The sequence below is a fragment of the Streptomyces sp. DSM 40750 genome (assembly GCF_024612035.1).
Taxonomy (GTDB): domain Bacteria; phylum Actinomycetota; class Actinomycetes; order Streptomycetales; family Streptomycetaceae; genus Streptomyces.
In genome coordinates this window covers 1,366,670-1,380,473 of the sequence record NZ_CP102513.1, presented here as the reverse complement: position 1 = coordinate 1,380,473, position 13,804 = coordinate 1,366,670, and the positions used below count along the sequence as shown (strand labels likewise).

Annotated in this window: 10 protein-coding genes; 1 reads left to right on the top strand and 9 read right to left on the bottom strand. The window is 69.5% G+C overall.

What is annotated here, in order from left to right:
* Window positions 1-40: 40 nt before the first annotated feature.
* A complete protein-coding gene (locus JIX55_RS06375; protein ID WP_257569235.1) occupies window positions 41-1,270 on the top strand; it encodes a PP2C family protein-serine/threonine phosphatase in 1,230 nt (409 codons plus the stop codon).
* Between the two features lie 3 nt (window positions 1,271-1,273).
* Here the strand turns inward: JIX55_RS06375 and JIX55_RS50840 are convergent, their stop codons facing one another.
* From JIX55_RS50840 to JIX55_RS06330, 9 genes are all read right to left on the bottom strand, one after another.
* Complete coding sequence (locus tag JIX55_RS50840; RefSeq protein ID WP_306819988.1) at window positions 1,274-4,111, bottom strand: TIR-like protein FxsC; 2,838 nt, start codon at window positions 4,109-4,111, stop codon at window positions 1,274-1,276.
* Between the two features lie 40 nt (window positions 4,112-4,151).
* Window positions 4,152-5,090 carry an AAA family ATPase gene (locus JIX55_RS06365; RefSeq protein ID WP_257562255.1) on the bottom strand — a complete coding sequence of 313 codons (939 nt, stop codon included), beginning with the start codon at window positions 5,088-5,090 and terminating at the stop codon, window positions 4,152-4,154.
* Window positions 5,087-7,117 carry a hypothetical protein gene (locus JIX55_RS06360; RefSeq protein ID WP_257562254.1) on the bottom strand — a complete coding sequence of 677 codons (2,031 nt, stop codon included), beginning with the start codon at window positions 7,115-7,117 and terminating at the stop codon, window positions 5,087-5,089. The genes JIX55_RS06365 and JIX55_RS06360 overlap by 4 nt, the downstream gene beginning before the upstream one ends.
* Window positions 7,118-7,167: 50 nt before the next feature.
* Window positions 7,168-8,124, bottom strand: a complete 957-nt coding sequence (locus JIX55_RS06355) for an alpha/beta hydrolase (protein WP_257562253.1) — start codon at window positions 8,122-8,124, stop codon at window positions 7,168-7,170.
* A gap of 156 nt (window positions 8,125-8,280) precedes the next feature.
* A complete protein-coding gene (ligA, locus tag JIX55_RS06350) occupies window positions 8,281-10,377 on the bottom strand; it encodes an NAD-dependent DNA ligase LigA (protein WP_257562252.1) in 2,097 nt (698 codons plus the stop codon).
* 40 nt (window positions 10,378-10,417) lie between these two features.
* Complete coding sequence (locus JIX55_RS06345; protein WP_257562251.1) at window positions 10,418-11,200, bottom strand: DUF4253 domain-containing protein; 783 nt, start codon at window positions 11,198-11,200, stop codon at window positions 10,418-10,420.
* A 101-nt stretch (window positions 11,201-11,301) separates the two neighbouring features.
* The gene (locus tag JIX55_RS06340; protein ID WP_257562250.1) at window positions 11,302-11,712 is read right to left on the bottom strand and encodes a VOC family protein; all 411 of its coding nucleotides are present in this window, start codon (window positions 11,710-11,712) and stop codon (window positions 11,302-11,304) included.
* A gap of 72 nt (window positions 11,713-11,784) precedes the next feature.
* Window positions 11,785-12,177 (bottom strand): helix-turn-helix domain-containing protein, encoded by a 393-nt coding sequence (locus JIX55_RS06335; RefSeq protein WP_257562249.1) that lies wholly within the window; start codon window positions 12,175-12,177, stop codon window positions 11,785-11,787.
* Window positions 12,178-12,253: 76 nt separating this feature from the next.
* The gene (locus tag JIX55_RS06330) at window positions 12,254-13,699 is read right to left on the bottom strand and encodes a glyceraldehyde-3-phosphate dehydrogenase (protein ID WP_257562247.1); all 1,446 of its coding nucleotides are present in this window, start codon (window positions 13,697-13,699) and stop codon (window positions 12,254-12,256) included.
* Window positions 13,700-13,804: the final 105 nt, after the last annotated feature.

The following is a 13,804-nucleotide window of genomic DNA, read 5'->3' as shown; positions in this document are numbered from 1 at the left end:
TGGAGATCACAGGAAGGCGACGGACGCTGAGGCGGCGACCATGGCGGATACGGCGATCGACTACGCGGCGGTGTTCCAGGCGCTGCCGGGCATGGTGGCGCTGCTGACACCCGAGCTGGTGTACGCGGACGCGAACGAGGAGTTTCTGAGTCTGTCGGGCCGCACCCGCGAGCAGGTGGTCGGCCGGTACCTCTTCGACGTGTTCCCCGACAACCCGGCCGACCCGTCCGCGAGCGGGATGCGGAACCTGGCGGCCTCCCTCATCCGGGTGGCGGACAGCGGTGAGCGGGACGCGATGGCGCTGCAGCGGTACGACGTGGAGTCGGTGCAGCGGCCGGGGGAGTGGGAGGAGCGGTACTGGAGCCCGGTGAACGCGCCGGTCGTCGGCCCCGACGGGAGCGTGGTGCTGCTGATCCACAGGGTCGAGGAGGTCACCGAGCTGATCCGGGCCCGCGAGCGCTCGCCCGGCGACCGCGCCCGCGTGCTGGAGGCCGAGCTGTACACCCGCGCCCGTGAGCTGCAGGAGATCAACGATCGGCTGCGCGAGGCGCACGCCCATGAGCGCGAGGTCGCGCTCGCCCTGCAGAAGGCGATGCTGCCCGCGCCCAACCCGGTCGGACACCACCGGGCGGCCGTGCGCTACCAGCCGGCGACCGAGGCACTGAACGTCTGCGGCGACTGGTACGACCTCGTCGACCTGTCCGGCGTCGACCGCATCGGTATCGCCGTCGGTGACGTGGTCGGTCACGGCCTGGCCGCCGCCTGCGTCATGGGCAAGCTGCGCAGCGCGCTCAGTGCCGCGTCCCTCGTCGCGGACGGTCCCGCCCAGGCGCTGGACGCCCTCGGCCTGTACGCCCGCTCCGTCGACGGTGCCGAGAACACCACCGTCGTCCAGACCTGCGTCGACTGGGACACCCACACGATCACCTACAGCAGCGCCGGCCATCTGCCGCCCGCGCTGCTGGGCCGCGACGGCACGGTCGTCTTCCTGGACCAGGCCACCGACCCCCCGCTCGGGGCCCGCCCGGAACACATCCCCCGCCTCGAGGCCACCCTCGGCTTCACCGAGGGCGACACCCTGGTCCTGTACACGGACGGTCTGGTCGAACGCCGTGACGAGGACATCGACCACAGCCTCGCCCGGCTGGCTGACGCCCTCACCCGCCACCGCCGCTCCGCCCCCGAGCCCCTCGCCGACGCCCTCCTCCTCGACCTGCTCCCGTTCGGACGCGCCACCGACGACGCGGCGCTGGTCATCATCCGGTTGTGACCCTCACTCTTCCGAATGCGTGGGCTCGTCCCGAAGCCGGAGCATGGGGCGCGGCAAGGGCGGTGGACCGGATGGCGGATGAGCTTGAGCGTGTCTCAGGAACTGCTGGGTGACAAATGCCACGAGCGCGGGGAGCACGTCTGTGAACGCCTTCAGAGTGGGGACGCCGTTGACGGCGATTTCGCTGTCGCTGCGACGGCCGTGCTCCAGGAGGAGCGGCAAGGTGTCCTCCATCTGCACCTCGAGTCGCCGGCCTTCCTCGCTGTGGCACTGGACGTCGTGGCGGCTCCAGGGAACCATCATGCCCAGCCACGGGTGGGCGATCGTGTCGATTGCCCGGAGCTTGAGCCGACGCTCCTGATCAAGGAGTGTCCAACGGTCGACCAGCAGGATGCCGGGGCAGTCGGACGGCACAGTGTCGACGTCGCGTTCGGCCGGGCCCGCGGTATCCGGGGCCTCGTCCGTCAAGGAGGACAGGGTGACCCGGTAGTCCAGGCTCCGCAGCAGTTCCTCAACGAGCTGGGGCAGCGGGCGCGTCGATTCCAGGAAGTAGGGATTCCAGTCCAGGGCGGCCTCCCCGTACGGGCGCGTGTCGCGGTGCGCCGGGAGGGTGCCACGGGTGGGTGCGGCCACAGTCACCTGGATACGGCGGGGCCCTTCGCCGCGCGGCTTGAACGCGCTGGGCGTCGTCGCGTACGGGCGGGGCCGACTGGGCGGCAGCGGCGTCTCTTGGGCGACTCGCACGATCCGCTGGGCGAGCGAGAGTACGACCTCGTCGTACTCGTCCCTGAGCCGGTTGAGCTTGATCAGCCCATAGATCCCGTGGTCCCGATAACGCTCCCCGAACGAGGCGTGGTACATCTGGATGTGACGCGCCGACTCGGGAAGCTGGTCGAAGGCGACAGGCGTCCACAGCACAGGGAGGATCGCGGGTATGTCCCCCGCGCCGACGGCCTTGGCCTGCACGATGCGTTCTTGGAACGCGTACCACTCCCGCCCGCACATCTCGCTGGTGAAGTAGCGCGGCGAGTACAGAGGCACGAACACCCGGCAGGTGGCGAGGTTCTCGCTGAACTCGTCCGGCCAGTCTTCCCCGGAGCGCGGTTCCCGATCCATGAACCCCGGCGCCGCCCCGGCGGGCAGGTCGGTGAGTGCCATGATGTGGTCGCAGAGGTCCCGGAAGAGCACGGTCACCCAGTGGTCCGGGTCGCCGCCACCGGGCCCCAGGAGAGGCGTGCGGGCGTAACTCAGGAAGAAGTACGGTCGGTTTGCCGAAACCTCCTCCGCCTCCGGCGGTGGCGATCCCCCAGGGACCGGCCGTGCCGCATGCTCCACTTCCTCCAACGGACGGGGCACCGTGGAAGCACGCGTCGGCAGACCCAGTAGTTCCAGGGTTTGTTCCGAGAGCTGCCCGAATGCCTCGACCGCCGCGCGGAGTTCTGTGCGTCCCCGATGGCTGGGCACCACCGCGGGCAGCTGCCCGCCCCAGCTGTGCTGGGACGCCATATGCCGGCTCAGCGCTCTGTTGACGCGCCACACCTCATGTTCCGCGAGTTCCCTCCGCAACGTTCGCTGCACGGTTTCCGGCAAGCTCAACTCGACGACACCGTTCTCGGCCGTGGTGAGCGTGAAGAGCCCGCTGGTGAGCAGTTCCGCAGCGTCGGCCGCGGTGGCCTCGGGCACCAACTCCTGGCGGATGACATGCAGCAGGCGTGTGCTCAACCTGTCGAAGATGGAGCACAGGACGGCCAGGCGCGCCGCCGATGGCGAAGCGGTGCGCAGGAACCTGTCCGCGGCAACGGCCCCCGATCGCTGCCGAAGCCGATGTTCCATGCGCCCGCCACGCGGTACGAGAACCGCCCCGGCCCCTTCGGGGGCCGTACGCATCAGTGTGCGTGACCAGCGGGTCAGTGAATGCGGAGACAGCGAAAGGACAGGGACGGGCAGCCAGTCCCCGTCGCCCGGTACCTCATTCTCATAAGGCAGCAGCGGAAGCTGGAAGAGAAGCCGGGAGTTGGGCAGGCCTGGAGCGATCGCTGTGACGCGGGCCGAGGGCAGGTCGAGACCTGTTCTTCGCCACAGCTTTGTGGGCAGCGGATTGAGCAGCGCGAGAGGCGCCGAAAGCGCCCACTCGCGAAGCCGGCGCCACACCGGTGCGTCCCGCCATCCCGGAGCGACGCAGTCGGACACGACCACGACAAGCTGGCGCCCATCGGGAGAACCCAGCCGGCCGGGCGCCACCAACCGGCCCTGCCCGTCCCGGAGTTCAAGCCCGTCAACACCGAGATGGAGCTCGTGAACGCGAAGAGTGCGGAAGGCACCGAGTCGGTCCAGCACCGCGGTGAAGTCCATGACGGTCTCTCGCCACACCTGCATCGCGGGTGAACAGTCCACTACGAGGACCAGGTCGAACCATCTCTCGGGGGCGGGGGAGAACACCGGGATCAGTTCTCCGCTGCGGGCGTAACTGTTCACAGTCGCGTCGATGTCCAGGGCGGACCGGCGCCCTCGGGGCCACTGGCGTTTCCATGGGCGCAGCGCGCGGGTGACCTCCAGTGTTCGTGGCAGACCAGAGGCACGTGCGGGTGCCACCGCATCGCCCCGGATCCGGACCGCCCCTCCGGCGAGGTGTTCGTGCACGTCATGACCGGCGACGACGGGAGACGATCCGGACTCGTCGGCTGCCGATTCGGGAGTCCGAGTCGCCCTGGTGCGCCGGTCTCCCGGCTGCCCGGCAGTGACTTCCTCCGCCTCCGCGTCCATCCGGGACGCCAGCCAGAGCAATTCGGCCAGTGCTGTGCCGTCCAGCCCGGGTGCGGCGGTGTTCAGTGCCGCCGTCACCCGACCGAGGGGGGTATCGGTATCGGCCTCGGGGCTCCGTTCAGGCACGGGTCAACTCGCGAAGGATCAGGTCCCTCACTTCCTGCTCGTCCGCTCCCACGGGGACGCCACCGCCGCCGGTCAGCAGATGTACGGCGTTCAGAAGCTGGTCGACGGCGAGGCTCTCCCCTGCCGCGACCCGGTCGACGAACGCCTCGATGAGCGTGTCGACGGTCTGTGACTGATCGGGGTCCGTCCCGATCCGCAGATGGGCCTCGACAACCCTGCGCAGCGTGTCAGCGGTCGGCTTCGGCATGGTGAACCGGATACAGCGCCGCAGAAAGGCCGGCGGGAAGTCCCGCTCGCCGTTGCTCGTCAGGACGATGAAGGGGAACTTGTCGCACTGAACCCGTCCCCGCTCCACCGGACTGCGGGCGTCACCGCCCCACTCCCGTACATCGACGATGTCCCGTGCGTAGCGGGCGAGTTCGGGGATCTCGAACTCGCCGCGCTCCAGAACGTCGAGCAGATCGCTCGGCAGGTCCAGATCGCTCTTGTCGATCTCGTCGATCAGCAAGGCACGGGGGCGTTCCGTGGGGAGCAGCGCCGTCCCCAGCGGACCCAGTTGCAGGAAGGGCGCGATGTCGTCGCTCACGCTGCTGTGGGCGAGCCGCTGCGCGTGGATACGGCCCAGGGCGTCGTAGCGGTACAACGCGTCCGTCAGTGTGCTGCGCGAAGTGATGTGCCAGCGCAGTACGTCGCCGAGCTTGAGTTCCGCGGCGACCTGCTCGATCACGGAGGATTTGCCCGAGCCCGCCGCACCCGTCAGGAGCAGCGGCCGACGCAGGACCAGCGCCGCGTTGACCGCTCGAACCAGTCCGGCGGGCGGCTGGAACTGCTTGCCCAGAGCCTGCCGGGGAAAGTCCCGCCAGGGCGGCGGTTCGCCGAGATCGACATCGCGCGGCGTGCCGTCGCCGACGTAGAACGGCTGCCAGGTCATGCTGAGTTCTCCTCCGCCGTAGTGAACTGCTCGAACCAGTCGCAGAAGTCGAGCCACTCGATGTCGTGCCACACAGTCCGCCAGCCCGCCAACTGTTCCCGGCCGTCGGAGCCGGCCGGCGCTCGTTGCCCCCAGCTGTGACGGTAGGCCTCGCAGAACTCGACAGGCAGCAGATGCCAGAACCTGTCCAGGGTGTCCCGGAACCGCTCGGGTGCGCTGTTTCCGGCACAGGGCCAGAGCACGATCGGGACGTACGCCAGCAGTACCTCCATCACCTGCTCGAAGCGCGGCGGCCGGTGCGCCAGGGCGACGGCCTGGCTTTGTGCGTATGGGCCGCGCCCGAGCAGCTCTCTGAGTTCGTGCGTCTCTCCGGTCTCGTCTTCACCGATCCAGTCGACCGGCGCGCTACCCGCGGCGCAGGCACTCACCGCCTCCAGCCTCTCCTTGGCTCCATCATTGATCCACCAAAGGTGGTCCGGAGGACACAGGCGCTCGCTCCAGCGCAGTACGACGTCGTACCGGACGCCCAGTCGCTCCCCGAAGTCGGTCTCCTCGGGCCGCCATCGCAGCAGCAGGGCGGCGGAGGCTGCGATCTCCACCCGCTGCAGCCGTGCTCCCATCTTTCGGGCCCGTACTGACGCCGATCTCAGCGCGGTGGCGAGCCGTTGCTCGACGCCGGCCTGGTCGGGCACACAGTCGAACTCCTGGTGCACGAGGACCTCCCCGCGGTCGAGCAGCCATGCGTCGAGGCTCTCGGGCCACTCATCGGCGACGGCCGCGTGGAGGCTGATCACCAGCCGTAGCCTCGTCCTCCTCCCGCGTTCCCTCAATACCTCGAAGGCGTCGCCCAGTTCTATCTCGGCCCCTACCGCGTGTGCCCAGGCGGTGAGATCCCTGTTGTCCTCATCCAACCCGTCATCGGCGGCCAGCGTCGCGACGAAGGTCGCCAGAGGGGCGGTGCGTGTCTTTCGGACCTGTGGGACCCGCAGGCGTAGGAATTCCACGGCATCCCGCAGCAGTTCGCGTCCCGAGGTGTGCGGCAGGCGTTCAGCGGTGCGCCCCGCGGCTGACCACAGCGCGCGGCGCAGCCGCTCAGAGGTCGGCCGACGACCGGGCCACGAGGTGGTGAGCAACTCGATGGTGCGCAGGCTGTCTTGGACCCCGTCGACGACGCGCAGCGCCCAGGTCAGTTCGGCGGCGCTGCCCGACGAACTGTTCGCCAGTTCGGCGTGCAACCGGTCCAGGGCCTCGAGGCCGGTCATGGGCTCTCGCACCGGGGAACGGCATCCCAACGGAGCCAGCGCCAGTTCCAGTTCCTCGGCGGCGACCGGGCCGAGCAACGGTCCGAAGTGGAACGGATGGGAGGCGTTGCGAGCCAGCCAGGGGCGGTCGCCGAACTGTGCGCCGTCGTACTCCACCAAGCGCACGTCCTGACCCGGCACCGCGTCACGCACAGCACCAAGCACCGCGGCGGGGTACAAGAACTCTCCTTCGCCGCCGATGCCTTCCCCCAGCACCTCCGCGCAGCCTCGGGAAAAGGCGAGGCGATAGGCCGTCTGCGCGGCGCCGACGCCCATGAGCAGCGAGAGCCGGGTCGCGCCCTGACGCACCCCGGCGTCCAGGGATCTCAGATCGGGCGTGGCGCCACCCGCGTGGCATGTGTCGACCAGAGCGATCACGCCTGGAAGTCCTGGAGTCTCCATGGCCTGTGTCAGGAGTTCACCGACATTCACGGCCGAGCCGATCTCGTCGGCACGGGAGTCGCCGGCCATCAGATACAGCGTGGGGTTCTGCCCGGGAGTGATGCCGTGGCCGAGGAGCGCGACGACCAACACGGCCTGGGCCTGTGCCGCCTGTCTCGCCGCGCCTCGGACGGCCGACTCGATACGAGCCTGGCTGACGGATGTGCCGTACAGCAGCGAGGTTTCCGCCACAGGGCTTCGGGCACACGCTCCTCGCCAGTGGTCGGTGAACAGATCGTGCAGCGACAACGCCACGCTCTCCAGGTCGTCCAGCAGTCCCAACACTGCGCACTGCGGGGCCACCACAAGGACATGACGACGCGAAGAGGGGGCGGTCATGAGAGCGCAGCCGTTTCGACGGCCTCGACGACCGGGCCTGCCACAGCGGGTTGAGCGAGATACTTGACGGCGGGGTGCACCCACAGCCCGTCGGATCTGACGGGTCTGCTGACAGGGATGACCGAGCGGTCGTTGGGGCGTACGACGCGCTCCAGTCTCGGTCCTCCCGTGATGAGATCGTTCCGGTCCCAGTAGTTCATCCACCTCGCGACCGCGCCCGGGACCTGCAGGGGCTGCGGTCGCATACGGGCGCCCACCGCCGTGCGGAGCCCTATCGGTGACCCGAGGGTGACCAGGAGCGGGACGTTGCCTTCATGCGTGTGCAGTGTTTCCAGGGACACGACTGTGCCCAACGAGTGTGCGACGACGATGGTGGGGCCGACAGGATCCAGGGCCTGTTCGACGCAACGGCGTATGCGGACGTCGAGCGTCGCGCCTTCGTGATCCGCCTCCCCGCGGCGTAGATAACGGGCCACTTGACGGAGCTGGCCGACCATGACTCCCGCGCTCGCCCAGCCGCCGAAGGTACGCAGACCGGGCAGACTCAACAGCGTGTTGGAGACGCTCAACAACCTGCGAGCCACCGCGCCGGGTCCCTGGGCCGCGCCCGTCTGCGTCAGCTGGGCCCGTGCGTGGCGCAGCACCTGTCCCTCGTCGTCAGCGGTGGCCTCTGTCAGACGCTCGTCCACTGCTTCGAGAAGCAGCTGACCGACGAAGTCGGATTCCGGGTCGTCTCCGTCAAGGACGCCGCCCTGCGCCTGGGCGAGGTCGAACAGATGGCCGTAATGGGCGAACCGCGCGTCGGCCGCCCAGCCCATCACCAGGTCCAGCACGCGACGAGAATGCCCTGCGGCACGCGCGCCTTCGGCCAAGGCGCGCAGCCAGATGTCGAGTTCGGCCACGGGATCCCGTGGGCCTCCGATGCCGTGCACGAACACAAGGCGTGGCCTCATGTACACCCCCGCAAGCCATCACCCGGTACGCGCCGGGAGCGACTCATCGTACTGGCAACCTCCGTGCGGGGCACAGTACTTGTCCTCCCGCCTCTGGCGAACCGGGACCGGCCATGGAATACCGATGGCTGCGACGACACACCGGTGAGGGGCGGGTCAGTCCAGGAAGCCGGCGACGAGGGCGGCGAATTCGTCGGGGTCGGCCAGGCGTATGCCGAGGGATTCGGCCTTGGCCCGCTTGGACCCGGCGTTCTCGCCCGCGACGACCAGGGAGGTCTTCTTGGAGACGCTGGAAGAGGCTCGCCCGCCGGCGCGTTCGATGAGTTCGTTCATCTGGTTGCGGCTGAGCTTCTCCAGTACGCCGGTCATCGCGCCCGTGACCACCACGGCCATCCCGGCGAGCGGACCGCCCTCGGGCGCGGTGCTGTTCTCCGGGCCGGTGGAGTCGTCGTCGGCCGGGGCGGGCGGCGTGGCGCCGGGCTCGGTCATGTTCACCCCGGCTGCGGCGAGTCTGTCGATGAGCGGGGCGAGTTCGGCCAGCTCGGCGACGATGGACGGGGCCTTCTCGGTGCCGATGCCCTCGACCCGCTGGATCGCCTCGGCGTCCGCGGTACGGATGTTGTCCATGGTGGCGAAGTACCGGGCGATACGGCGGGACATGGAGCGCCCGGTGCCCCGCACACCCAGCGCGCACAGCACCCGCGACAGCGGCCGCCCCCTGGCCGTGTCGAGCGCGGCGAGGAGGTTGTCGGTGCTCGTCTCACCCATGCGCTCCAGACCGAGCAACTGGTCCCGGGTGAGGGCGAACAGATCGGCGAGATCGGCCACCAGGCCCGCTTCGACAAGCTGGACGACCCGGGTGTGGCCGAGCCCCTCGACGTCGAGCTGATCGCGGCCGACGGCGTACGAGAGGGAGGCGACCAGATGGCAGTTGCGGCCGTTCTCACAGCGCCAGCGCTGCTCCCCGGTGTCGATGCCGGAGCCGCATCTCGGGCACACCTCGGGGAAGACGATGGGCTGTTCGTCACCCGTGCGCAGATGGGCGACGGGCGCCTCCACGCGGGGGATGACGTCACCGGCGCGATGGACCATGACATGGTCGCCCAGCCGCAGGTCGCGGCGGGTGATGTCGGCCGGGTTGTGGAGGGTGGCGTACGTGATGGTGGAGCCGTCGATCTCGACGGGCTCCAGCACGCCGCGTGGGGCGATGATGCCGGTGCGGCCCACGTTCCACTGCACCTCCAGCAGCCGCGTGATCTTCTCGACGGCGGGCAGCTTGTAGGCGATCGCCCAGCGCGGGGCGCGTGAACCGGACCCGGCGGCCTGCTGGTCGGCGGCCAGGTCGGCCTTGATGACGATCCCGTCGATTCCGAACGGCAGCTCCGCCCGCAGCCCGGCGATCTCCTTCACCCGGGCCAGGACTTCCTCGACGGTGTCGGCGGTGACACCGGGCACGGCCGTACTCGCGGTGGTGTTCACCCCGAGCTCGGCGGCCCGCGCCATCAGTTCGCTGTGGGCCGGTTCGCCCGGCCGCGCGGCGAAGTCGGCCGCCGTGCCGGGCAGGGCGAGTAGGCCGTAGCCGAAGAACGTCATCGGCACGGTGTAGGCACGATCCCGGGCGCGCAGCGTGCCCGCCGCGGCGTTGCGCGGGTTCGCGAACGGCTGCCCGCCGTGCGCGGTGCGCACCTCGTTGGCGTGCTCGAACTGGGCCGTCGTCATGAGGACTTCGCCCCGCATTTCCACGGTGACCGGCTCGGCCAGCTCGCCAGGCAGTCCCTCGATGGTGCCGATCGCGTGCGAGACGTCCTCCCCGGCCGTCCCGTCGCCCCGGGTGATCAACCGCGTGAGCCGCCCCTGGGTGTAGCGGGCGGCGACCGCGAGGCCGTCCAGTTTCGGCTCGACGCTGAACCGCTCGACGTCGTGCCCGATCCTGCGGGCCAGCGACGCCGTCCACGCCGTGAACTCCTCGGCGGAGAACACGTTGTCCAGACTCAGCATCGCCACGGTGTGTGGCACATCCCCCTCCACCGCCCCGCCGGCGACCTTCCCGGTCGGCGAGTCGGGCAGTATCCGGTCCGGATGCTCGGCCTCCCACGCCGCGATGCCCCGCACGAGCCGGTCGTAGGTGTCGTCGTCGAGGACCGACGTGCCGCCCGTGTAATAGGCGGCCGAAGCCTTCACCGCGTCCTCGACGGCCTGTGCGTAGGCGGCGGCATCCACGATCACTGCAACTGATGTCGTCATGCCCGTCATCCTGCCTGCCACCACTGACAACGCCCCGGCGTCCGGACTCCTAGTCCCACCAGAACGACCAGTGGTCCCGTCCCACGAGGCCGGCCGCGTACTCGGGGAACGGGGTCGGCGGGTCGTCGACGATGTTGTCCGCCGTGGACAGCACATGTTCCAGGGCGAGCAGGTTCGCGGCCGCCGCCGTGGCCGGCGGTCGGGCGACGGAGACGTGCAGCCGGCCGCCGTACACGGCCATCAGGTGCGCACCGAACCGTTCCTCCCAGCTGCGCAGCAGGGCGCAGAGCAGCGGCAGGGGCGCGCCGGAGCGCCAGCCGAGCAACGCCAGGGCGTCGCTGCCACGACGGGCGTGGACGAGCACGAGACGGCAGTCGAACACGCCGAAATCCGTGTCGGCGAGCCGGGCCGGTGCTTCCGAGGCCGCCTGCCGGGGCTTCGGGGCGCCGGGCGTGACCGGCGTCGCGGGTGCCAGTCCCGGCCACTGTTCGAAGGGCGGGCCCGGATCGTGCGGCCACGGCTCGACGTCCTCGGGTACCTCCACCGGCGTCGGGTCCGTCCAGAACGGGAGTCGCCGACGCCGGTACTCGGCGAAGTCCGCCGCCAGCACGTCCTCCAGCCGGATGGCATCGACCAGCCCTGGGTCCAGGGGCTCGCCGATGGCGTCGGCCCGCCACAGGACCGGCAGCAGGCCCGTGGCCTCGTGCTCGTTCAGCAGCTGGGGCCACAACTCTTCGAGGGCGTCGGGGAATTCGTCCGAGATCCAAATGTGCGCCGGTCCGCGCGCGGCGACCCGGCCCGCGGGCAGACCGTCAGGGAGGGGAAAGGGCATGGCGGAACCGTAGATGCCGCCACCGACAGTGCGGCGACCGCCCCTCCCCCCCGGCCACCGACAACGCGGCGACCGCCTTCCGCCGCCGGAGCGAGCGGCGCTCAGCCCTTCAGCTGCGCGAAGCGGATGCTGTTGCCGAAGGGGTCGCGGAGGCCGCAGTCGATGCCGTACGGGCGCTCGGTGGGCTCCTCGGTGAACTCGACGCCACGGCCCAGCAGCGTCTCGTACGTCTTGCGGCAGTCGTCCGTGCTGAAGAAGAGCTGGCCGCCCATGGCCCCCTTCGTCAGCAGTTCGCGGACCTGCTCCGCCGTCTCCTCGGACAGTGCCGGGGGTCCCGGCTTCTCCAGCAGGATCTGGCGCTCCGGGTGGCCGGGCACGTTGACGGTCAGCCAGCGCATGAAGCCCAGGTCGACATCGGTGTTGACCTCCAGGCCGAGCTTGCCGACGTAGAAGTCGAGGGCCGCGTCCTGGTCGAGGACGTAGATCTGTGAGTGCGTGATGGCGGTGAACATGGGCATCACGCTACCGAGCGGGCCGGACGAAAACTTATCCAAAACTGCTCACTCGCTCAGCCGGTCGGCTCCTCAGTCGCTCAGTCGCATCCATGCCTTCGCGAAACACGTCGGTACGGCCACGGCCACCGCTTCCTTGCGGTACTCCCTCGGTGACCGGCCGACGATGTCGCGGAACGTCCGGCTGAAGGTCCCCGGGCTGCCGAAGCCGACCTCGAAGCAGATGTCCGTCACGCTGCGGTCGGTCTCCCGCAACAGGAACATCGCCCGCTCGACCCGGCGGCGCTGCAGATAGCGGTGCGGAGTCTCGCCGAACGTGGCCCGGAAGGTGCGCGTGAAGTGCGCCTCGGACACATGGGCGATCCGGGCCAGCGCGGGGACGTCCAGCGGCTGCGCGTAGGCGCGGTCCATGGCGTCCCGGGCCCGGAGCATACGGCGGTTGGACTCTTCTGAAGCTCGGCTCACGGCGTCATCACACCACGGGCCGGGCGAGCGGATCGCTCGCCCGGCCCACGGGTGCAAGGGTGTACGGCCCGGTGGATCAGACCGCCGGAGACGGGTACGTCGGGTACTCGACCCCCGAGACGTGCTGGACGACGCGGATGACCTGGCAGGAGTAGCCGAACTCGTTGTCGTACCAGAGGTAGAGGATCGCGTTGTCGCCGTCGACCTTGGTGGCGCCGGCGTCGACGATCGAGGCGTGGCGGGAGCCGATGAAGTCGCTGGAGACCGAGTCGGGGGCGTTGGTGAAGTCGATCTGGCGCTTGAGCGGCGAGGTCAGCGAGACGTTGCGGAGGTAGTCGAGGACCTCCTCGCGGTCGGTCTCACGGCCGAGGCGCAGGCTGAGGATCGCGATCGACACGTCCGGGACGGGGACGCGGATCGAGCTGCCGGTGATCGGCGCCTTCAGGTCGGGCAGAGCCTTGGCCACGGCCGAGGCGGCACCCGTCTCGGTGATGACCATGTTGAGCGGCGCGGAGCGGCCCCGGCGGTCGGACTTGTGGTAATTGTCCAGCAGGTTCTGGTCGTTGGTGAACGAGTGGACGGTCTCCACGTGACCGCGCAGCACACCGAACTCGTCGTCCATCGCCTTCAGCGGCGGCACGATCGCGTTGGTGGTGCAGGAGGCGCAGGACAGGATCTGCTCGTCCGGCTTGATCGTGTCGTGGTTGACGCCGTGCACGATGTTCGGGACGTCGCCCTTGCCGGGCGCGGTCAGGACGACCTTGTCGATGCCGGGACGCAGATGCGTCGACAGGCCCTCACGGTCGCGCCACTTGCCCGTGTTGTCGATGAGGATGGCGTTCTTGATGCCGTACGCCGTGTAGTCGACCTCGGACGGGTCGTTGGCGTAGATCACCTTGATGGTGTTGCCGTTGGCGACGATCGTGCTGTTCGCCTCGTCGACGGTGATCGTGCCCTGGAACTGGCCGTGGATGGAGTCCCGGCGCAGCAGCGAGGCGCGCTTGACGATGTCCTGGTCGCCGCCCCCGCGCACCACGATGGCGCGCAGCCGCAGACCGTTGCCCGAGCCGGCCTTCTCGATCAGCAGGCGGGCGACGAGGCGGCCGATGCGGCCGAAGCCGTAGAGGACGACGTCGCGTCCCTCGCCGCCCTCGATCTTGTTGGCACCCGTGGCGCCGGCGACGGCCTCGGCCGTGAACTCCGCGATCGTCAGGCCGCGGTCGTCGGCCCGGTGGACCTCGGCGAGCAAGCCGATGTCGATCTGGGAGGGGCCGAGGTCGAGCGTGGTGAGAGCCTGCAGGAACGGCAGGGTGTCGGTGACCGAGAGCTCCACGCCGGCGATCTGACGGGCGAACCGGTGGGTCTTCAGAATGCTGACCACCGACTTGTTCACCAAGGAGCGGCTGTGCAGCAGGACCGTCACGTCCCGCTCGCGGTGCAGCTTCCCGATGATCGGGATCATCGACTCCGCGATCTCCTCGCGGTGCTTCCAGTTGGTGAACGAGTCCTCGTTGACAGTCACAGATTTATCTTTCGAGCTAGGCGGCGCTCATATGCTAAACGGTCACCGACCGGATCACGCCACCGGGGGACCCGGTCCCCGATGGCGTGATCGTCTTGGCGGGGC